Origin of the sequence: Chitinophaga pollutisoli, from assembly GCF_038396755.1 — a bacterium.
GTDB lineage: Bacteria > Bacteroidota > Bacteroidia > Chitinophagales > Chitinophagaceae > Chitinophaga > Chitinophaga pollutisoli.
Window position 1 is genome coordinate 746,117 of sequence record NZ_CP149822.1, and the last position, 22,356, is coordinate 768,472.

General features: G+C 40.2%; 22 protein-coding genes. 19 read left to right on the forward strand and 3 right to left on the reverse strand.

Going from position 1 to position 22,356, the window contains the following annotated elements; all coding sequences use genetic code 11:
- The first annotated feature begins 414 nt into the window (after positions 1–414).
- The 10 genes from WJU16_RS03125 (at position 415) to WJU16_RS03165 (ending at position 8,913) form a co-directional block, all read left to right on the forward strand.
- Positions 415–1,206, forward strand: coding sequence for a hypothetical protein (locus tag WJU16_RS03125; protein WP_341836871.1), 792 nt, complete (start codon positions 415–417; stop codon positions 1,204–1,206).
- Between the two features lie 538 nt (positions 1,207–1,744).
- Positions 1,745–2,284 carry a hypothetical protein gene (locus WJU16_RS03130; RefSeq protein ID WP_341836872.1) on the forward strand — a complete coding sequence of 180 codons (540 nt, stop codon included), beginning with the start codon at positions 1,745–1,747 and terminating at the stop codon, positions 2,282–2,284.
- A gap of 127 nt (positions 2,285–2,411) precedes the next feature.
- Positions 2,412–3,083: a hypothetical protein gene (locus WJU16_RS03135; RefSeq protein ID WP_341836873.1), complete on the forward strand. Its 672-nt coding sequence runs from the start codon at positions 2,412–2,414 to the stop codon at positions 3,081–3,083.
- Positions 3,073–4,026 carry a hypothetical protein gene (locus tag WJU16_RS03140; RefSeq protein WP_341836874.1) on the forward strand — a complete coding sequence of 318 codons (954 nt, stop codon included), beginning with the start codon at positions 3,073–3,075 and terminating at the stop codon, positions 4,024–4,026. The genes WJU16_RS03135 and WJU16_RS03140 overlap by 11 nt, the downstream gene beginning before the upstream one ends.
- A 303-nt stretch (positions 4,027–4,329) precedes the next feature.
- On the forward strand, positions 4,330–5,358 hold the full coding sequence (locus WJU16_RS03145; protein WP_341836875.1) for a DUF932 domain-containing protein: 1,029 nt from the start codon (positions 4,330–4,332) through the stop codon (positions 5,356–5,358).
- Between the two features lie 902 nt (positions 5,359–6,260).
- Positions 6,261–6,899, forward strand: a complete 639-nt coding sequence (locus WJU16_RS03150) for a hypothetical protein (RefSeq protein WP_341836876.1) — start codon at positions 6,261–6,263, stop codon at positions 6,897–6,899.
- 25 nt (positions 6,900–6,924) lie between these two features.
- Positions 6,925–7,335 (forward strand): hypothetical protein, encoded by a 411-nt coding sequence (locus WJU16_RS03155; RefSeq protein WP_341836877.1) that lies wholly within the window; start codon positions 6,925–6,927, stop codon positions 7,333–7,335.
- 48 nt (positions 7,336–7,383) lie between these two features.
- Entirely contained in the window at positions 7,384–7,941 is a 558-nt protein-coding gene (locus WJU16_RS03160) for a hypothetical protein (protein ID WP_341836878.1), read from the forward strand.
- Positions 7,942–8,018: 77 nt separating this feature from the next.
- Positions 8,019–8,240: a helix-turn-helix domain-containing protein gene (locus WJU16_RS25995; RefSeq protein ID WP_404980275.1), complete on the forward strand. Its 222-nt coding sequence runs from the start codon at positions 8,019–8,021 to the stop codon at positions 8,238–8,240.
- A gap of 76 nt (positions 8,241–8,316) precedes the next feature.
- Complete coding sequence (locus WJU16_RS03165; protein WP_341836879.1) at positions 8,317–8,913, forward strand: hypothetical protein; 597 nt, start codon at positions 8,317–8,319, stop codon at positions 8,911–8,913.
- On the opposite strand, the gene WJU16_RS03170 is transcribed toward WJU16_RS03165, so the two are convergent.
- Positions 8,900–9,496: a hypothetical protein gene (locus tag WJU16_RS03170; protein WP_341836880.1), complete on the reverse strand. Its 597-nt coding sequence runs from the start codon at positions 9,494–9,496 to the stop codon at positions 8,900–8,902. The genes WJU16_RS03165 and WJU16_RS03170 overlap by 14 nt on opposite strands.
- Before the next feature lie 206 nt (positions 9,497–9,702).
- On the opposite strand from WJU16_RS03170, the gene WJU16_RS03175 reads away from it, so the two are divergent.
- Positions 9,703–10,098: a hypothetical protein gene (locus WJU16_RS03175; RefSeq protein ID WP_341836881.1), complete on the forward strand. Its 396-nt coding sequence runs from the start codon at positions 9,703–9,705 to the stop codon at positions 10,096–10,098.
- Positions 10,099–10,162: 64 nt separating this feature from the next.
- Complete coding sequence (locus WJU16_RS03180; RefSeq protein WP_341836882.1) at positions 10,163–10,765, forward strand: hypothetical protein; 603 nt, start codon at positions 10,163–10,165, stop codon at positions 10,763–10,765.
- 64 nt (positions 10,766–10,829) lie between these two features.
- Here WJU16_RS03180 and WJU16_RS03185 read toward each other — a convergent pair whose 3' ends face one another.
- Complete coding sequence (locus WJU16_RS03185; protein WP_341836883.1) at positions 10,830–11,162, reverse strand: helix-turn-helix domain-containing protein; 333 nt, start codon at positions 11,160–11,162, stop codon at positions 10,830–10,832.
- 75 nt (positions 11,163–11,237) lie between these two features.
- On the reverse strand, positions 11,238–12,512 hold the full coding sequence (locus tag WJU16_RS03190) for a tyrosine-type recombinase/integrase (RefSeq protein WP_341836884.1): 1,275 nt from the start codon (positions 12,510–12,512) through the stop codon (positions 11,238–11,240).
- A gap of 690 nt (positions 12,513–13,202) precedes the next feature.
- On the opposite strand from WJU16_RS03190, the gene WJU16_RS26000 reads away from it, so the two are divergent.
- From WJU16_RS26000 to WJU16_RS03220, 7 genes are all read left to right on the forward strand, one after another.
- Entirely contained in the window at positions 13,203–13,526 is a 324-nt protein-coding gene (locus WJU16_RS26000; protein ID WP_404980276.1) for a DUF6660 family protein, read from the forward strand.
- A 194-nt stretch (positions 13,527–13,720) separates the two neighbouring features.
- A complete protein-coding gene (locus WJU16_RS03195; protein WP_341836885.1) occupies positions 13,721–14,434 on the forward strand; it encodes an efflux RND transporter permease subunit in 714 nt (237 codons plus the stop codon).
- A gap of 2 nt (positions 14,435–14,436) precedes the next feature.
- The gene (locus WJU16_RS03200; RefSeq protein ID WP_341838642.1) at positions 14,437–18,042 is read left to right on the forward strand and encodes a CusA/CzcA family heavy metal efflux RND transporter; all 3,606 of its coding nucleotides are present in this window, start codon (positions 14,437–14,439) and stop codon (positions 18,040–18,042) included.
- A 6-nt stretch (positions 18,043–18,048) separates the two neighbouring features.
- Positions 18,049–19,338, forward strand: a complete 1,290-nt coding sequence (locus tag WJU16_RS03205; protein WP_341836886.1) for an efflux RND transporter periplasmic adaptor subunit — start codon at positions 18,049–18,051, stop codon at positions 19,336–19,338.
- Between the two features lie 18 nt (positions 19,339–19,356).
- Positions 19,357–20,691, forward strand: coding sequence for a carboxy-S-adenosyl-L-methionine synthase CmoA (cmoA, locus tag WJU16_RS03210; protein WP_341836887.1), 1,335 nt, complete (start codon positions 19,357–19,359; stop codon positions 20,689–20,691).
- On the forward strand, positions 20,688–21,410 hold the full coding sequence (locus tag WJU16_RS03215) for an isoprenylcysteine carboxylmethyltransferase family protein (protein WP_341836888.1): 723 nt from the start codon (positions 20,688–20,690) through the stop codon (positions 21,408–21,410). The genes cmoA and WJU16_RS03215 overlap by 4 nt, the downstream gene beginning before the upstream one ends.
- Positions 21,411–21,451: 41 nt before the next feature.
- Positions 21,452–22,333, forward strand: a complete 882-nt coding sequence (locus tag WJU16_RS03220; protein ID WP_298939056.1) for a bestrophin family protein — start codon at positions 21,452–21,454, stop codon at positions 22,331–22,333.
- The last annotated feature ends 23 nt before the right edge of the window (positions 22,334–22,356 follow it).

The window sequence follows — 22,356 nt, forward strand, 5'->3', positions numbered from 1 at the left end:
AGAGAGCGCTTCGAACCGAAGTTGTTTCACAAATATATAATGCCAGCTAATGATTTCCATCGGTAATTTGTAGAATTAAAATAACAATGACAAAAGTCCAGTTTCTTGATTTTTCCGGTCAATTCCATTTTTACCGGTTCAAAATGAACTTTCGAAAAGATTCAATGGAAACCAAATTTCATTAGATGAATTCATTATACTAATAATTATTTGACTATTTTCCTTAACTCGTTTAGCATATTAAGCTAATTTAGTATACCTCACGCTTACTTGCAATTGTAATGGAAAACTTACATTTGTTTTCTCTCTTCATTTAAGCGATCCCAACCACCAGTCTATTCAATGTAATCCCAAGGTTGCTTTGCGTACCTCGCATGCCCCTTAATAATCCAATACAGCGCTAAAAAGAACAACATGAGTTCGTACTTAAACCCATTGCTTAGAAGTCTAAGCCAGTTCGACTATTGCAGTATTGGAGCCCTGTATTTACTAGAATACCAGCAAATACAGGCATACGTTCAATTGATGTCGATTGACGCCATAAAGGCTCATTTCATATCAATTGATGCATTTAGCAAGACTATCCGGCGCTCAAAAAATTTCAAGACCTGGGAAGATCTTGTCGCACATGCAAAGCTAACTGCGAAAGCTGCAGGAGAAAAGTATATCGACTCGGTACCCGATGAGATCTATGAATTACCGGTAGACTTCGCACTCAACCAATGCATGGGAATATTTGACACAAACACAAAATTATATGACAGCCAAACATCAACCTTGTATCGAGAAAAAGCGCTAGGTCAATTTGGCTCACTGGAAGAGATTATGCATCAGTATTTGCATCATGTATCGCAAAATCATCCCAGGGATTTGAATAATGCGACAGCAAAAGCAGTCAGCAATCTGGAATACATGAGGCCTCGCCACATTATGAGGATGCTGATCAAAATCAACAGGTTCCTATCGTCCCGTCCGACAAAAGTTCAGCATTTGTATAAAGATGTAATGTTGGAAGGCACCAATAATATCACTGTGGAGGAAGTGCCAGAAGTATATTCATTAGGCTTTTGCAATTATGAACTACATCGAACAATTTTTTTATTCGTGGCCCCTTTGCTTAACCACGGTTGGCCTTATGCGATGTTATGCTATAGGCTCCGTAATGAAATCATAAAAAAGAACCCGAGAAGCCTGGCGCTTGTATAACTGCCTCGCCATCATAAAAGATACTAAAGTGTAAGTAACACTGCCGGAAAATAATGTAACCATCATGAAACAGTAGATCACCTCATAGGCAAGCAAAACGGTCTTTTCCAATGTCCTATGGGTTTTTCATTGTTCAATTGTTAACGTGATACAGTCCTGTTTGTAAAATTCAACTCTAGCGGCAAACAGAACAGACACGTTCTACAGGGAAAAGGGAGCCGACAGCTCTAAAAGGCCAAGGCTCCTACTTCCTTTCCTCTCTTCAAAAATTGGCGAATAACTATTGCATAACTATGCCCTGCCCGTTCCCATGGGTGGGAAAGGAAACCATTTTTTTAAAAGTCGTTCAAAAGCCAAGGCATGAGAAAGATTTTTGATGGAGAGTCTATGCTCTCACTGTATCTGCTCTTACTAATCATATTACTAATTGAAATCCTTCAATTTCATGTTACCATCCATTACATATGTCCGTGCCGTCTATATGACGAAATGTTACAAGATATTTTCCACGAATCAGAAACCTCCCAACCTATATCGAATGACTAAAATTACACCATACGCGCTGATTGCTTTCGGCGTACTTCTTACCTTTTCTTGCAAAGATGATGATAGATCTTTTACCTCCTATAAAGTGAGAAATGAGATCATTCAAAACCTCGATACTGTCCTTGGGGAAAAAGCCAGGTTTACCTTAATTGAAATTGAAAGATCAAAAGAGAACCAGTATACCTATTCAGTCTATGGATACAAAATAAACGATCATACTACTTTCTATGGCCTTTCTTTTAGATCCGGAAAATGGGATACAATAGGAATATATTCTGTTACTTATCGTTCTCCAACATTCTCCCTAGCGGAAATTAACTATCTCAAGTATATGCCAGAATATGTCAGGAAGAATGAAAAACAACTGGAATTCGGGCCAGACTGGCAATTCCAAAAAGCTAACAAATTGACAATAAAATCAAATGATGAAACTCATTTGAACAAAGTCTCAATAAGATATTATTGGAATCAATCAGAAGGTGGAAATGTTAGCATACTTTATAATGAAGATGATCAATTCAAAGATCCATAAATAAATCCTTTCATTCTTTAAAAAACTAGCACGTGGTTTTACCGATGTGCAGCCCCCTATTATTCTTACTATACATCACACACCAACACATTTCTTCAACATATAAACTTAAACTAAAATTACAATAATGAATATGATCCCATCGTCAATCCTTGCATCCATCGTTTTCCTATTTATTCTTACTGGATGTCAAAGTCCAGAAACACCTCCAACAAACATCTATTCCACAGAGATCCTACCAGCGATTGACTCAACATCAACAGTAAAAACAGAAAAACCAAAAATCCCATTCTTAGCAATTTCGGACTCCCTCAATACTACTTTTGGAAAAAATGCTCAATTCACCCGAATTACACTTCGACCATCCGATGATGAAAATTCAATTGCTCAAATTACCGGATCTAAAAGAATAGATAGTGACAGTATTTACATTGAAGTAATTAATCCAAAACGAGCTGTCAAAGTTTCAATGAATGATACAGACCGCATTTCTCCTACTTTCACCTTGGATGACGTAGCAAATTTCAAGCACATTTACAAATCGATTCAAGCTGCAAGAGCAGTAAAAATTGACGACTTGTCTCACATCCCCTATTACCTCGATAAAGTGGATATTTTAAGAAGCAGTAAGAAAGAAAGATCCCTTTATCTCATGGCACACTTTATTGGATCCCAGGATAATAATATAGGATCAGAAGTCGCCCTCTCTCTAAACGGACAAATATTGACTAAACCGGCTACCTATAATTACAATGATTCTCATTCCCTCAAACTTCAATCCGCAACTTATGTCAAATAAAATACAATACTCAAAATTGCATGCCATTCCGCTACTATCCCTTATAATTGGATTTTTGATATCAGGATGTGTCGAAATTGAGGTAGGTCCTGATCAAGCTGAACAAATATCAACTCCATCTGCTCCACTGAAAAAGCTAGATTTGAACCCCAACGCACCATTGGTGGACATATTACCATTCGCAGAACATATCTCATATCAAAATAAGGTATTTGAATTACCAAAAGGAAATACCTTGGAAAAAGAAGCGCTGCAGATGCTCCCTGTTGATGAAGGTATTTTTCTATCTACACATTCAACTGCACCAGAAAATAGCGACACAACTATCATTTGGATCAGTTATCCAGTTTCAAAAAAATGGATCACCGAAGATGCCAATCAGCCGCTGCAGTTTTCTCAACATCGCCTACGTTTATTGAAGCAACTTCAGCCATCTGAAAATACGACCTTACTGGCCGTATTCACTTTCTTCGACCAATTACGCTCAAACTACGGAACTCGAATGAATATAATTTGGAATGTGAGGGAAGAAAAACCTATCGCAAACTCAGTCACAGAACAGCAGCCATCGTCAGTTAGTAACATCATGGAACAAAGACTAGAAAATTATAAACTGGAAAATAACTATATGCTCAACCTTGAATTTGATAGTATTATTTTGCTTACGCACATTGTGAGAGATATAAAGAAAATCAATAACGCTGGTGACCCTGGACTTAATGACAGACGAGAATCATTAAGATTGATATATGAGCTTCTGGGAAGCGAAGTGAAAAATTATGATGGAATCGTCGAATATGTTACCGGCCCTGATAAAAAGCAAACCTCCCTGCCAGCTATTGACTTCCAGACCAATGGACTGCAAAAAAATCCCAGAATTTGGATGCCACAATACCGGAAGGCTTTTCCTCATAGACGCCTTCATTGTTTGATCTGCGATTAAGTACCAACCCGCATATAATAGCATGTAATCCTTCGACGCATTTCCTTGGGGTATAAACGGCCATTCGAGTGCGCGGCTTACTACCGGATCGCAAAAATACTGTTCTGCGCCGGACATCTCGAACACTTCACCCAAAAAAATTGCTCAATGGACTAACCGGTCATTTTGATCGGTTAATTTTTTTGTGCAAATCGTTCTTCGTCCTCTGCATAACGAGTGCTAGTCGCTATCGGTTGTGACGCGCGGGGTAACGCACCCCGGGCACAACAGATTAAACGATTACTCACATTTAAATTTTATGTTATGCACAATTTGAATTTCAACAAAGCAGCCGGAGAGTACAGTTTTTACACCAGAAGAGAAAAGGCGTGGCACCTATTGGGACAAGTTGGAGTGGCCAGCTCCAGCCGGGAAGTTATTGTTCAATCACATTTAGATTTCAAGGTCGGAAAATCTCCTAACTATCATTTTATTCCCGGTAGGAAATTTGAAAAATCAGAATCTTCATTTTTTACGTTTAGGGAAGACACAATGGAAGTTTTGGGAAGCCGCGTAGGCCCCAAATACCAACCGCTGCAAAACGATGTGGCATTTTCATTTATGGATGATCTGGCGGGCGCTCACAACATCACCTACGAAACCGCAGGTGCATTAGGGAAAGGTGAACGAATTTTTATTACCGCGAAGATCCCCCGACACATCAGGATCGGAAAAGATGATGAATTGGAAGAATACATCTTCGTAACCAATTCACACGATGGCTCCGGGTCTATTATTATTGCATATACACCGGTACGCATTGTCTGCAACAACACCCTGAATGCTGCTCTCAAAAATTGCTCAAACATGCGCAAAATTAGGCACACTGCCTCCGCAGCGGAAAAACTCGCCTCAGCCAAAAAGTTCTTAGGAATTTGCGACCAGTTCGGTAATGCCTTTGGCGATACGTTGAAAAGATGGACGACCATTAACATTACTGATAAGCAGGTAAGACGGCTCATTGAAATGGCTATGGCCCCTACCGATAAAATGTTGGAGCTGGTTACGCAAGGAAAGAAAGATGAATTTTCAAGCCAGTTTACAACAATGGTTGATCAGGCTATGGAATACCGCTTTACGCATCCGTCTCAACTCATGGAAACTACGCAGGGCAAACTATTTGGTGCCTACAACGCCGTAACGGGATACTTCCAGAACGTGAAAAAGTACAAGAACGCTGAACAACAATTCACGACGATCATGGAAGGGAAAGGGCAAACAATTGGTCAGACAGCTTTTAATCTGTGTGCACAGTTTGAAAGTGAAGGGGCAGATGCTTTATTCCTCAGCTAACACGAACATGTCAGGCGGCAAACGCTGCCTGACATTTTTTTGACAATCAAAATTTCGATATGGCTAAGTTGTCTCCTGAGCGCCTTCACAACCTGCGCAGGTTAAGAGCCGCAAGGTATCTCTGGAAAAAATGTCCCCTTTTTGCGTTTTCCATGATGAAAGCACGCTATCCAGATTATACATACGCGACATTTGAAGCTGACCTCCGCCCTCGGACATCCAAAAAGAAATCCAGCAAAAAAAGAATCCTATGGTTCGTTATGGCCGTTATTTCAAAATGCAGGAGTTAATCCGGCACTACCTTGTATCGGGAAATATTCGACATCTCATAGAGGCCCAGCGCCTACGGGTACGGATGGCCCACCCCTACTGATTCATTATAAGAAAGGACGGACAGGGAGCTGAATATCTATTCCCGGCCACCACCCCCTATACCGTCATGGCTGATATTACGAATAAAGTCAATAAATCAGCCACCTTTGATGAGGCTTGTCAGTTGACGGAGCACATGCTTTCACGTAGCCGGATGGGCAGGTAAAGCCCCCTTTCCTTTATATGACTGGTATAAACCGGCGGCCGCCGCCTGCTGCCGGCGGCAACATTCCCATCGATTAGCCTTCATTTTTAGTAAGCAAAAATTGTCATCAGTGAATGGTTCCATTGCCAGCAGTGCCGGCAATCCATCGATCACCAACCAATTAACAAAGAATCAACAACCTCACATATGAGGTCATCCATCGCCCGTAATCCGTAATAACTAAGAAAGTACATCAGGCTATTTACTGCCTTACCGCAGTATTGTAGTAAAAATTTGGGGTCCGGCTAAAAATACCACATGGCAGAAAGTGTAAGTTCCATTGTTTCAGTGGGGGTAAATTCCACAGGAACAATTATGAACAATTATGTACAATGATATCCCAGGCCCGAACCCTCTTCCCAAATTCTATGGGGAGATACCCGGCGTAAAAGTCCCCGGTGATGAAATCCCTTTCCAGGTCAAAGCTGATTCTTTGGAAAAAGTCCTCAACCTCTGTGAGTTGGTCTCAGGAGGTATGCAATACTTTTATATTGTGGAGGCTTATCCTGATCTGCGTCGTGGCGATCCCCAAGCGATGCCCAGTGCAGTGGACGTCATCCGCCTTTCCCTATATCACATTGATGGCGCACTTGATTTTCCACCACCAGTCACGACAACCCAGAATTTCGTCACTGATTGCCCTTCAATTGAAGATTTTGTGCTCAATTACAGGAACCCCGCCAAATTCCAAAAGGAAGAGCAACCTTATAAATGGGCCATCATGTACGGTCATTACCACGACATACTCACCAAAGGCTATACCCATGTTTCCCGACACGATAACGTTACTGGACAGTTCCTTACCTATGTCCCCGAGCCCTTCATTTTTCAAAAGATAGCAATGCAATTTAAAGATACAGGGCTTATCAGGAGTAAGTTTGAAGTATCAGAGCGCGTCCTCAATTTCGAGAATAAAGCGAGAAAACGGCTCCCAAATTCAACTACAATCAAAGTAAAACGTTGACAATACCCATTTTCATAATTGAAACATGATGACGCCAAGTGCTTTTGATCCGCTATTTTCCATACTGGAAGAAAAAGGATATTTTGATCCCAACTTCTTTGATAGAGATTTTCTTTGCAAATCCCTTCAGCTCGAAGATGAGCTCCTCGGTGCATCAAACGCAATGCCCCCTGATGACAACTGGAGCACCATCTGCTTCGGAAAGGATAATGCCGGTCGATCAAAAGCAATACAAATCCAGTTAATGTTCAATATCGATTATGTTCAAAAGGAAATTAAATTAGAAAGCATCAATTTCGTATGTTGCAACAAGCATGATACACATAAGATAGTACACCTTACCGACATCCCATCATGTGCGGACCTGGAATTGAAATTGTTCCGGATGCGTCGATATAAACAGTTTAAAAGAACTCCTGGGCCTCATCGTTTATGATCCAAAAGAAAATAATAGCCGAAATCGTTCTATAAATATTCAGTAAAGATGATGATCGGGTTAAAAAATATGCATTCGCTTCGGAAATTGCTGAAAGAAAAGTCAGCGAATGGAGCTGTATTACTTTTGGGGCAGAAAACCGGCATTATTGAGTTTGATAAGCTCCGATTCCTGAACAACCCAAAGCATGTGCTAAAAGTAAAAAAAGAACATGAATACATGTTCCTGATAAAGGATCTGTTAGAAGCCATAGACTATCTGACCAACAATAAGGATGACTATTCCTTCTTTGCCGCAGACATCGATGATATCATTGTAAACATCGGTATGTACCAAACCCACGTTGAATGCGCAATTATACTCGAACAGTTGTTAAGGCAAAATCAACAACGGGAACACAGTCCACAACTAAGCGAATTTATCATCCTGAGTGCAAATGAATTCATTGCAGAGCTGTGTAAGTCTCAGCAGGGCGCCAACCTTGCCAATAAAATATGGGAAAAATTCCACCCCAGTAATATTCCTAAGCCTCAATTATTAAATCTGTCCCAAAGCCCACGGATCAAAATAACAGACAACCCCAAAAACCATTATAGGAAAAAATAGTCAATTTCCCTCAGAAACAAAACTGGTGTTGGGTTTGTACCCAACAATTATTCAGCATCCCTCCCTTTTATTTGCAGATGCAAAAATCACGAACGGATGTGCTTCATATAGTGGGCACCAATCTTCGACTAGCCCGAATTAGCAAAAACCTATCTCTTACAGAACTATCAAAGCTGACTGGAATTGATAAAGGAGATCTCAGCAAAATGGAAGCTGGCAAAATAAACTTTGGGATTATTACACTATATCATTTGAGAGATTCCCTCGAAATCGGAATTGAACAATTTTTCCAGGAATGATAATTCCGAAACTTATCGCAAGGTAAAACGGCCTTCATTAGCCGATTTTTCAATATATTTATTCAAATGATAAGCTTTGACAATCTACAGATTTAAAAAAGAGCTATACACGCGGGGGCTTGCAAGCTATGACTATTTAACCGATGAAAACTTCTCGATTCATTTTTCCACCAGCGACTATCTTTCTCGCAATAGAATATACCTGCAATGGTACATGGAAAAATCATTCTACTTGAAAAATGACCTCAGCAAAGAAATAACCGCCCATACTTTAAATAAATATATTAGGGATAAAAATGCTGTATCCGAAGGGGTTGAGACCCACCTCAGCCTGGGTGCATCCTTTTTTTATAACTTCAATGGAGAAGCATTTCACTTTCTATTTGAGCAATCGGATAAAATGCAAACCGCAACTGCACTCCTGGAAACAATACTGAAGGCAAAAAGTAAAATCGTACGACTCCCGATTCAATCTGTAGCCAATGCATTGGCTGCCATAGCCGATAAATCGATCTCCAGCACTGACTTCGACAACCCATTGTTAAAAGCGAACTTCATTCGCTCGCTAAACCGGGAGACCTTTCTAGCCCAAAGTATTTTCAATGACTATCATTTAAACAAGAAAAGGGCTGGAAAACTACCCACATGGAAAAGGCAACCTACTTCCGCCTGATCTTCACATCAAAATAATTTTTGAAATCGCTTTTCCTTACCATAAAATTTTGTTTGGATTGGTTCTTTTTCGCGCGGCGTAGGAATAAGTTCGGGATCTGCCATCCAGGTGCGTACTTCTTCCAGGTGTCGATGGCATACTTCTCTCCCCATTTCGAGTGTGACAAAATAGATAGCTCCTCCATTATCTTCTTCCGCTTCACAAACCCAACCTCGGCCAAATTTTTGTGTTTTGCTGAATACTTTGCAAGTAATTTTTTGAGGTTTTTACACCTTTTTGAAAAAGATAAAACATCCCTCATATTATAATATAACCTGTCAAATTCAAATCTTAGACAGAGATCAAACTTATTATGATCCCTCCTCAGTTCATTAAACGCATTCGATAAACTTTTGGTTTTATAGAAACTGTAGGCTACTCTGTCTCCATGCTCGTACCATTGCTCCATTTCCGAATCCTTCAGAAAACGAATGCTTTCTACGTAGGTGCCTCTGTTTTCCACAGCAACATATATCCTATCCTGTTTCAAGGCCTGATCAATAAGTTGGCATAATTTCCGAACATCGAGAATATTCACTTGCATGGAATAACATTTTAGATGATCCAAACGGTCAATATTACTCCCTAAGCAAGAATGGAAATGCCATATACATCCATGTGGTGAAAAATTTATTCTTCCACCAAATGCATGCAATACTTCTCTCAAAAGAATTTATTGCACATCCACCAAACTAGCATTTATTCGGAATTTTAACTGTTAACTTCCCTGATATCACGAATTCGCATTTTATGAATATTATACTCACAGAATCTCAAAAAGCAGAGTTAGCAAATAGTGTATATACGTTTTTCGAGGGTCCGGGGCATGGCTGGTTGAAGGTACCGCTCAGCCACATACTAATGCTCGGAATTGAACATGATATTACACCCTGTTCTTTCATTAGCAGGAGGCATGGCTATTTAGAAGAAGATGATGACTTTGGAACTTTCCAAAAAGCTTATTATTCAGCAATTGGTGACGGAAAGGTCAAATTACAAATACGAGAAATATACTCCGTCAATGCGCCCGGTATAAGTATGCACAGGTTCTATGGATATAGATTAAAAATAGAAGAGCGAAAAAATGCCAGCATTCGGCCAATGATACGGAAGTTAAAGGGGAATTCAAGGTCACGCAAAGTATAGACCTGCTCTTTCTCCAAAAATATCTGAATCTCAAAAAGTGTTGTAAAAATTCAAAATTTCCGTCATGATTATTAAAAACACGCAACTACAGGAAGTACTTTCCGAACTCAGAAAAAGCAGAACCGTTGGATTCCGTACCGTAAGCTATCAAGCGGATATTATCCGGCCACCATTGAGCTTTCACACAAATGACGGCGATCAAACTGATACAAACAAAAATGCAAAAAAGGAAAACTATGAAATCAACCTTTTAATCCATGCAGCAGAAAATTTGATTATAGATAAATCCCTCGAAAAAGAGTTCATGCATAAATTCCCTACTGGTGAAATGGTTTTCAACCTGGCAGATGTATCAGAGTACTTGTGGCTGGCAAATCTGCTGCAGCATGTCACGAGAAATCTCACATCCAACTATAACAATGAAAATATCGGGTTCGCGGATTATTGGAATAAACGTTCGATTTATCCCTTTGATGCACTTGTGAGTGAATTATTAAAGACTGAAAATGGTAGATACCTACTTGAAAATTGCTGGGAAAACCATTTCCCCAATGACCCAGACTACAGAAAATGGATTCCAGGGCCCCAGACCGGTGAAAAACATTCCAAGAACAAACATGCACGAGTACAAACGAAATCGAAAAACAAAGGTGGCCCTAATCGTTAAGACTACCCTTAAAGGCTCATGCTACCCAAGCTATAATCCGAACTTTTAGTGGACACATAAAAGCCTATTTCCACTCATCCTTCATCCATTGTTTGACAACTTTACTTTTCTCCAACAATTTCTCGATGTCTTTATAGTCGTAATAAAGGGCGCCTCCCATCTTTGTATACGGCAATGTTCCATTATCCCTTAGCGTCTGTAGCGTTCCCGCCGAGAGATTCAACATCTTTCTCACTTCATAGGACTTCAACCATTTTCTCTCAGCAGGATGCAGCTGCGCCTTCAATAGTTCCTCAATTTCCTTCAGTAGTTCCGCTTTGAATTTAATGAGATCCTCAAAAGTGATCCAAGGAACATTTGAATGCTGGTTACGAGTGGTATCTATATCTCCTTTCATAAAAATGCGGTTTGCAACAATTTCGTATTGTCGCAAGACCGCATTCTACAGATCGCACCATGTGGCAATAAAAAATCACCTCAAATTGGACGGGCGTGAGTTGCTAATAAACTCGCCAGGACTTGGAAGCATCTTCCGCTTATCAGTTGCAATTTGTACTTTAATCATTGCTTCCTCAGCCATTTCCTCATCAACCATCGTATACAAGTCGGTTGTTGTAAGTTTTGTGTGCCCCATTATTTCCTTGATTATTTTAATATCAACTCCTGCTTTAATGGCATAATAGCCAAAAGTGTGTCGCGCCCTATGAAACCTTAAAGGGAAACCGATCCCGAAAATCTCTGTAAGAATTTTCAAACACCGGTTAACATGCTGATTCGTTACTGGGGGAAACACAGTCCCATTGGCCACTGATTCCGGCCGGTCCTTATACTTCTTAACTAAAGCAACAGCCTGGTCAATTAAAGGGACAGCCTCCAATTCTATTGTCTTTTGTCGGTACATTGTACACCAAAACTTTCCATTGGAACTTATCTCGAAATCATTCATTGAAAGACGGGAAACTTCAGCAAAAGCAAATCCGGTGAAACAACTAAACATAAACAAATCCCTGACATAATCCAGCTGGGGATCACTGAGTCGTTTTGTTTCAATTAATTTGAGCTGATGGGGACGTAATTTTACCTTTGGAACTTTTGCACGACTTACCTTGAACTTACTGAATGGTGCCTGTTTAAACCAACCCAAATTCTCACCCCACTTAATAATGCCTTTAAATCGTTCAAGGTGATGAGCTAATCCGTTGCCTTTACATGGTTTAGATTTATCTATCGGATTTTGAATGATGTATGCCTCCAAATCTAACATAAACTCATAATTTAATACTTTAATATGAGCGTCTTTCTGCTTGAATTGGTGTTGAACAAAATTCAGCACGTACTTCCGAGTTGTTATAAAATTCTTCCAGGTACCCGCCTTTAATTCCGGCATAAACTTTTTCTCGTGCCTTTCGAAAAGTTTATCAATTGTATGCCCCTTGTTGCTTTTACCCGTATATGCATCTTTTACCTGAAGGGCAGTAACATGCTCCTGGGTTTCTGAAAGATTCCTGAATAGATTACGAACTTTCGTTCTCACGTTTTGGATATAGTTGTTTATATCTTTAGCTTCTTGGTTTTTACCCCTAACGGATTCTGAATCAGGATCCCATTTTTCTGCTGAAATAAATTCGCCTAGAGAAAATTCTTTGGGGGGACCGTCAATTGTGATCCGTCCGAAGATGCAAACCCGGTTAGCATCTTTTTTGTCTTTCCGAGTGATAAAATCCAGGCTGAGAGTGTGAGCTGCCATTGTTTTTGAATTTTGATGGTGATTGAATTGATTTTTCTCCGAAGGCAGACCTGTTACTGTGGGGGAGTAAAAAAACAAATTCAAAACTCATCAAAACGCATCAAATTAAATGACGCAAAGCGATGGCTATCAGTAGAATAAGCGGAATGCCGTGAGTAAAAATAAGCCTAAATAAAACTCACGGAATAACTCACAGATAGATTGTAATGGATTGATATGATTTGATATGCGGGAAAAACAAGAAAGCCCGTAAACATTGTGTTTTACGAGCTTTCTATGGAGACTGGGCTCCTGAAGGTCGTCCTGTCGGGACAATTTTCGAACCACTTTTTGGAGGATTTGAGGAAATTGGTTTCAGAAAAAAGCTATTAATACCAGCTAAATATGGGGGTTGAAAAACCCTGTATTTTTTATACAATGTTGCAAAAACATAATTTTTTTCGCGAATTATAGTTAACGTTTTTGTTACCATTTGTTTTGTGGTTCAGGATATCTGAAGAACGACTTTATGAAGCAAATCTGTTATCCATAGGGCATTTCTCCGGTTACTCGAACATTTTGTCGGCTATTAACTAACTAATCAGCTCGATTCTATTAACCACCCCATTTTAGAGAAAATAGTATCTATAAGGAAAAAAAGTGATTTTTGCAACAGTATTGCACGGATTTTTTTCTTAAATTTGCACTTGCATGAAATGGATAGCAACCATATTAGTAATTTACTTCACGGCACTTTTCGGTGCTCCGTGCAGCGATGCTAAGAATGTTTGTGCGGAACTAAAATCTCCATCCAAAGACCTTAGTCATAATCATAATCAAGACAAAGACGATAATTGTTCCCCGTTTTGCCAGTGCACTTGTTGCAGTGTTTCAGTAACCTCCTTTAAGTTTAACTTACCAGAATTTAATATCCCTTTACGAGAATTTAAAGCCAAAAAGGGTTCAATAAGGGATTGTTTTTTTGTTTCCAACTACTCCGGAAATATTTGGCAGCCGCCGAGATTTAACGCTTAATTTCTTTTAGATCGTGTCTTATCGTTTGATATGCATTTTGTGCATATCGTCCGTAACATCATTGCTTTTCGGCTTTGATCAGGTGTTGTACAATTTACGTATAACAATACACAGCACGCATCTTTCCCGCCTTTTTCCATTCTGAGAAAAGGACTACATATCTTTTTACTAAGCGTTAAATAACAAAATACACTGTGTTAGATCGTATTATTAAATTCAGTATAAAGAACAAAATCATTATTGGTTTAATGACTTTGTTACTTATAATATGGGGAGCGTGGAGTGCCACCAAATTGCCCATAGATGCCGTCCCTGATATTACCAACAATCAGGTTCAGATATTTACTACCTGTCCAACATTGGCAGGACAAGAAGTAGAACAACTGGTAACCTTTCCCATAGAGCAAAGTATTGCCAATGTTCCGAAGATCGAAGAAATACGCAGCATTTCCCGTTTCGGACTTTCGGTGATAACCGTTGTTTTTGAAGAGGAAGTAGACATATATTTTGCCAGGCAGCTCATTAATGAAAGACTAAAAGAGGCTGTTGATAAAATACCTCAGGGAATCGGAACGCCGGAAATGGCACCAGTCAGTACAGGTTTAGGTGAAGTGTACCAGTATATCATTCACCCTAAAAAGGGAAGCGAAAAGAAGTACAACGCAAAAGACCTTCGCACGATGCAGGATTGGATCGTTGCCAGGCAATTATATGGTACTCCGGGTATTGCCGAAGTGAACAGCTTTGGAGGTCAATTGAAGCAATACGAAGTTGCTGTGAATCCCGATAGGTTGAGAGCAATGGGAGTAAGTATCCCGGATATTTTTACAGCTCTTGAAAAGAACAACCAGAACACGGGGGGGCATATATCGACAAAAAGCCAAATGCCTATTTTATCAGAGGTATAGGTCTGGTAACGTCTTTAGATGACGTTAGAAGGATTGTGGTCAAAAATTCCGGAGCCGTGCCAATATATATTAATGACGTTGCTGAAGTAAAATTTGGCAACGCAGTAAGGTATGGCGCTTTAACTTATAATGGAGAAGTAGACGCTGTAGGCGGCGTAGTGATGATGTTGAAAGGGGAAAACAGTAACGAGGTGGTTAAGCGGATAAAAGAAAAGCTGCCTACTATTCAGCAGTCGCTACCTGATGATATTACGATCGAACCATACCTGGACAGGACTGATCTTGTGGGTCGTGCTATCAGTACAGTGGAAAAGAATTTGATTGAAGGAGCGCTGATAGTGATTTTTGTACTGGTATTGTTCCTTGGGAATTTCCGGGCCGGATTGATCGTAGCATCTGCCATTCCCCTTGCAATGTTATTTGCACTTGGAATGATGAACGTATTCGGAGTGAGCGCCAACCTGATGAGTTTGGGAGCTATAGACTTCGGGCTGATCGTAGATGGGGCTGTTATCGTCGTTGAAGCTACCATGCACCATCTTGGTCTGCGAAAATCGACGGCCAAGCTGACTCAATCTGAAATGGATGATGAAGTATTTACCTCGGCGTCCAAAATACGTACCAGTGCTGCTTTTGGAGAAATCATTATCCTCATTGTATATATCCCCATTCTTACTTTGGTTGGTGTTGAAGGCAAAATGTTCCGCCCAATGGCCCAGACAGTTGGCTTTGCCATTTTCGGAGCATTGATATTATCACTGACCTATATCCCTATGATGTGTGCTTTGTTTTTATCAAAGAAACCCAGTCACAAACGCACATTTAGTGACAAGATGATGGGCAGATTACAAAGTTGGTATCAACCATTGTTACAAAAAGCTATCCGGATTAAATATGTTGTAGTGGGTGTCACCGTTGGCATTTTTGCTATTGCCATATTTTTCTTCAGCAGAATGGGTGGAGAGTTCATTCCTCAACTACAAGAGGGAGACTATGCGTTTCACTGTATTCTACCACAGGGAAGTTCCTTGAATCAAAGTATCGAAACTTCCATGCAGGCTTCGCGAATTATCAAACAATTCGATGAAGTCAAGATGGTTGTAGGTAAAACAGGCGCAGCCGAAGTGCCTACAGATCCGATGCCTCCTGAAGCTACAGACTTAATGGTCGTCCTTAAACCTCAGGATGAATGGAAATCTGAACGAAGTTATACGGAGCTAGCAGAAGCTATAATGGAAAAATTGGAAGTTATACCCGGCGTGTTCTTTGAAAAGAACCAGCCGATACAGATGCGTTTTAATGAGCTGATGACTGGAATCAGACAGGATGTAGCAGTCAAGATATTTGGGGAGAATATCGATACGCTAGCATCTTATGCGCAAGAAGTAAGTGAGGTTATTCAAAGTGTACCCGGAGCAACTTCTCCTCAAGTTGAACGGGTTAGCGGGCTTCCGCAGATCAATGTTGAATATGATCGCACCCGAATTGCCAACTACGGATTGACAATACAGGACGTAAATGATGTGGTAAGTACTGCTTTTGCTGGCAAAAGCTCGGGCCAAGTGTATGAAAACGAAAGGCGATTTGATTTGGTTGTCCGGTTGGATAGTGCACATAGAAGTAGCATAGATGATGTAAATAACCTGATGATACCTACAAGTACAGGCATACAAATACCTCTATCACAGATTGCAAATGTTGAATACAAGTTGGGGCCTGCGCAAATAAGCCGGGAAGCAGGAAAACGTCGTATTGTTATAGGTTTCAACGTTTCGGGCAGAGATGTACAGAGTGTCGTGGAAGATATACAGCAACAATTATCAGCTAAAGTCAAGCTGCCTTCAGGATATTACTTCACCTACGGTGGACAGTTTGAGAATCTGAAAAAAGCGAGTGACCGCTTGATGATCGCAGTTCCTGTTTCACTACTGCTAATTTTTATGTTATTGTATTTCACGTTTCACTCCTTTAAGCAAGCTACATTAATATTTACGGCAATTCCTATGAGCGCTATTGGAGGCGTCTTTGCATTAATGCTTCGGGGGATGCCTTTCAGCATCAGTGCTGGTATCGGATTTATTGCCCTGTTTGGGGTTGCTGTATTAAATGGTATCGTGCTAATAGGAACGTTCAATCAGTTAAAAAAAGAAGGTATGAATGATGTGTTCCAAAGGGTCAAGGAAGGTACGATGACCCGTTTGCGACCGGTATTAATGACGGCAACAGTGGCTTCTTTGGGCTTTTTGCCAATGGCAATCAGTACCAGTGCCGGTGCGGAGGTACAAAAGCCCTTGGCAACCGTGGTAATAGGCGGATTGATTACGGCGACATTTTTGACACTGTTTGTATTGCCACTCCTGTACATCATCTTCAATTCAAAAGTAAATATCAAAGGCAAAGGCGGTATGAAAACGACAGCAGTGGTTGTCTTACTGTGTCTGGCAGGCTTTTCATCTGTCAATGCACAACAACCACAGCGTATTTCAATAGATAACGCTATAGGTACAGCGCTAAAGAGCAATCAACAATTTGGTGTCAATACTGCTCAGATCAAAAGTGCATCTCTAAATGTGAAGACGGCAACTGATATTCCCAAAACAGGGGTGTTTGCTGAAAACGAGGACTTACGTCCTTCCGATAACGTAGGTATTTTAAAAATTGGTTTGTCGCAAAGCATTGCCTGGCCTGGTCTATACGCTGCCCGGAAAAACTATTTCAGGGAACAACTTAAGTACGCTGAACTCAATACCGATGTCTTAAACGCCGTTGTCAAAAGAGATGTGCGAACCGCCTATTATCAGCTTTGGTATTTACAAGATAAGCAGGCGCTTTTTCAGCGTCTCGACAGTATATATACAATGCTGTTCAAAACTACAGAAGTAAGGGTAAGGACGGGAGACGTTGCGAAACTGGACCAGGTAGCGGCAGAGGCCAAGCTGCGGGAATTACAGGCTTTCCTTGAACAGAACAAGAAGGCAATGACGGTACAACAACAACAATTGATGCTGCTTTTAAATCAAAATGAGTGGTTGCTCCCGGTGGCCGAGCCGCTTAAAAAAGTAGACGTTGAATTGTTGGAAAATGCCACCGGCCACCCGGTATTAGCCTTACAGGAACAGAATGTAAATATTGCATCTTCTAATATCAAAGTTCAGCAGAACACCAATAAACCGGAGTTTACAGGTCGGTTCTTCAGCCAGCGAGTGTGGGGTGCGAAAGACCCTTTCACCGGATTTTCTGTAATGGCATCTTTTCCTTTGTTCGGAACCGGAGCCTACCGCAATAAGATCAGGGTTGCAGTTGCTGAAAAAGAAGTACAGGAGAAAGCGCTGTCTTACCAAAGTCAGTTATTTCAGACCCAAAGGGCTTCCGCAATTGCTGATATAGAAAAAAACTACACTTTGTTGAATTTCTACGAAACGTCAGGATTAAAGCATGCTGAGGAAATCATCAGTGCCGCAAGCCTGAGTTATAGAACCGGTGAAATAAGTTTTGCAGACCTGGGTCAATTTCTCAACCAGGCCATTAGCATTCGTCAGAATTATCTGGATGTTATGAATCAGTACAATCAATCTGCCATCCAATTCAATTACTTCAATAACAAATAAGATAAAATGAAAATCATAGGAAAAATATTAGTTGCAGTTATAATTGTATCTTCTTTATATAGCTGTGGTGGAAAGGCAAAGACCGGAGAAGATAGTACTGCCGAAGCAAAAAAGGTAGAGGAAGGCGAAGAAGGGCATGGAGAGGAAGAGTCCACAACCATTGCATCACTCAGCCAAGAACAGATCAAGGCAGTTGGAATAACTCTTGGGAATATCGAAAATAAAAATCTCACCGCTTCTATTAAAGCGAATGGTGCGCTTAGGGTTCCCAATAATAAAAAGGCAAATGCTACTTCGCTTTATGGAGGTGTTGTTAAAAGTCTTCGTGTTCAGTTGGGTGATTTTGTCCATAAGGGCCAAGTTATTGCCACCATCGAAAATCCGCAGTTTGTTCAGTTGCAGGAAGAATATATTACCATCGATAGCAAGATTACCCTGGCGCAGCAGGAATTAAATCGTCAGAAAGAGCTTAATCAAGGCAACGCCGGGGCTTTGAAGAACCTTCAAAGTGCTACAGCCGATATCAATGCATTATTGGCTCGTAAGGCTTCATTGCAAAAGCAGATACAGTTAATGGGTATTAATCCGACAAGTATCAACCGGGATAATCTAAGAGCTGCATTGGTAGTTACAAGTCCTGTCAGTGGTACAATAAGTAATGAGTTTGCCAAGATCGGTAGTTATGTAGATGTGTCATCCCCCGTTGTTGAAATTGTAGACAACAGTTTGCTCCATCTTGACCTTCAGGTATTTGAAAAGGATCTCCCCTACATGAAAGTGGGACAAACGGTGAATTTCACCATCACCAATAACCCCCAGGTAACATATAATGCAAAAGTATTCAATATAGGTTCATCATTTGAAAACGAAAGCAAAACGGTAGCTGTGCACTGTACAGTGGTAGGTAATAAAACCGGACTGATTGATGGCATGAACATCACAGGAATGGTGAGTGTAGAAAATGTTATGGCACCTACGGTGCCAAATGAGGCCATTGTTGAGGCGGAAGGTAAATTCTACATTTTCGTTCACACAGACAAAGAACCTGAAGCCGGTCATGAAGAAGGAGGTGATGAACACAAAGAAGGCGAAAAACACGATCATGTTGCCGAGAACCAACAAAGCGAACCTAAAATGAACTTTGAAAAGATCGAAGTAGCGAAAGGCGTTTCCGAATTGGGATATACGGTAATCACTCCTGTAACTAATATTCCAAAAGACGCAAAAATAGTTACAAAGGGAGCCTTCTTCATTAATGCCAAACTGAGCAATGCTGGAGGGCATGACGATCATTAATCCTAAAATGATGAGGTTATGAATCAATTGATAGAGTCTGTAGAAAATTACGTTTTGCTTTTTCTAAAGCAAAAACTCTCATCTGACCTTGTGTTTCATAACCTGGCTCATACCAGTGAAGTAGTTAACGCAGCTTGGGAGATCGGGCAAAACAGCGATTTGGATAAATCAGAGATGGAGATACTTATCGTTGCTGCCTGGTTTCACGACTGCGGATACGCTTATGCTTATACCGGTCATGAAGAAGAAAGTAAAAAGATAGCAAAGAGTTATCTGGAAAAATGTGGTGCCAATACTGATTTTATTTTATCAGTATTGGCTTGTATAGAAGCAACGAAATTTCCACAGCGTCCAAGGACTATGGTTGAAAAAGTATTGTGCGACGCTGACCTTTTCCATTTTACTAAAACCTCATATCCTCATTATGCAAAAGCCATCAGGAAAGAGTTTGAAGTGTTTCTTGACAAGATATATTCGGAAGAAGAATGGCAGAAAGTAAACACGTCGCTACTTATGGCTCACAACTATTGCACCGAGTATGGAAAGTCTGTCCTGAGCAGATTTAAGGACGTTAATGTTGAATTGGTGAACAAGAAAAAAATTAAAATGAAAGACGAAAATACTAACAACTTATCGGATGATGTATTTAAGAAAAAAGTTGATACCGCCTTTGATTTCGCATTTGATAAAAAAGTTGCATTGGTTTTTGATGACATGGTTAGTCGGTCGGTACCCTTCTATGGGGAGATGCAGCGAATGGTAAGTGAATTGGCAAAAAACCATGTACAGCCAAAGACAAAAGTGTATGATATAGGCTGCTCCACAGGAACCACCTTAATACAAATATCTAAACTGGTTCCTGAAAATGTAAACCTTGTAGGAATAGATGATTCCGAAGAGATGATTGTCAAATGCAGGGAAAAATTGAATAGTCTATCGCTTAACAGAGAAATAGAACTCAATATGGTTGATATTACAAAGGATGTACCTGTACAGGATGCTTCAGTTGTAACGATGGTACTGGTTCTTCAATTTGTTCGACCTATTAATAGACTGGAAATTGTCAAAAAGATATATGATGGACTTACCGAAAACGGAGTATTTATCATTGTCGAAAAGATCCTCACGGAAGAAGCTTCATTTAACAGGGAGTACATCAACTACTACTATGACTTCAAAAGAAGAAACGAATACAGTGAGCTTGAGATTTCACAGAAGCGGGAAGCGCTTGAAAACGTGTTGATACCTTACAAGACAAGCGAAAATATCAATATGCTGAAAAACGCGGGCTTTAAACAAGTCGAGGTGTTTTTTCGCTGGTATAATTTCACAGGAATAATAGCAAAAAAATGATAATACAATTAGGAAATTTCTTCTTTAGGTACAGAAATGTAATTTTCATATTTCTGTACTTACTACTATTTGCCCTATCGATGGAGTTGTTTGGAGCGGAAAGATGGGGTGACAAATATTATTTTTATCCCATTGTTTTTGGCTTAATAATAACCATTTCCGGCCAGCTCATTAGGGGCGGCACCATAGGGTTAGCGTATATAATAAGAGGCGGGCAAAATAGAAAAGTGTACGCAGACGAATTGGTCACTACCGGAATTTTCAGCCATGTAAGAAACCCCCTTTATATAGGAAACATACTCATGTTATGGGGAGCCGGAATAATGGCTAATTCATTGTTGTTTACACTTGTAATAATGCCGTTGTTTGTTGGTATATATCAGTGTATTGTCCTTGCTGAAGAAGACTATCTCAGGAAAAAGTTTGGTCAGGGTTTTATAGACTACACCAAGAAAGTGAATCGATGGGTTCCCAGTCTTAAAGGTATCGGGGATACGTTTTCCTCAATGAAATTTAACTGGAGAAGATGGCTGATCAAAGAGTATGGGACACAGTTTGTCTGGCTTTTGGGCATAGCATTTATATTACTGTATAAGTATCCCGACCTAATCGGCAGAGATCAGGCGACCAGAATAAAGTATGCTGTAGTATGTTTTTTAGTCATTGGCACCTATTACCTCACGATAAGATTTATAAAAAAATCCGGGCGTTGGAAATGATGCCTGCGGTAAAAATGACAATATAAAATCACAATATTTTTATGTTATTAAATCGTAAAATATCAATATGGTACTTTGTCAATGAAATCAAAACACAGATGGTTTTGATCTGTGTTTTTGCGATATCTATCGGATTGTTGGATATGCATCCGACATTTAAAAAAACTTCATTGCCTCTAAGTGTTCCTGCTCTGGTAGGAACTGCGGTTTCCCTTTTGCTTGCTTTTAGAACGGCACAATCCTATGAACGATGGTGGGAAGCCAGAACAGTTTGGGGTGCTATCGTAAATGATTCACGAAGCTTAGTGAGACAGTTCATACAGTTTATTCCTGATGACCTCAAGTACGAAATCAAAGAATTTGCTGGCAGGCAAATCGTCTGGACCTATGCTTTGGGAGAGTCATTGCGCAGGCAGGAATTTTCCCCTTCTGTTCAGGCGTACTTAAATATTCACCAGATAAATGCTGCAAACATACCAAACGTTTTACTCAATAAACATTCCGAGACTATCAAGCAGTTAGCTGCCGCGGGAGCAATTACGGATATTCAACAGGTACAGTTAAATGAAACACTTGCAAGGTTATGCGATAGTATGGGTAAGTGTGAACGAATTAAGAATACCGTTTTCCCAAGATCATATAGCCTTTTGGTACATACATTAATCTATGTTTTCGCAGCTATTTTACCGTTCGGGTTGGAGGATTCGCAGCTTGCTGTCGAAATCGTAATGACCATCCTTATCCCAACACTTTTTATTGCCATCGAAAAAACGGCCATCATCATGCAGGACCCTTTCGAGAATACTCCTGTTGATACACCGATGACTTCTTTGGCACAAACAATAGAGATCAACATATTAGAAATGATCGGGGAAAAAGATATTCCAGTGAAGCCTCAAAACGACTCTTATTATGAAATGTAAGGTTATCATTATTAATCATTAAC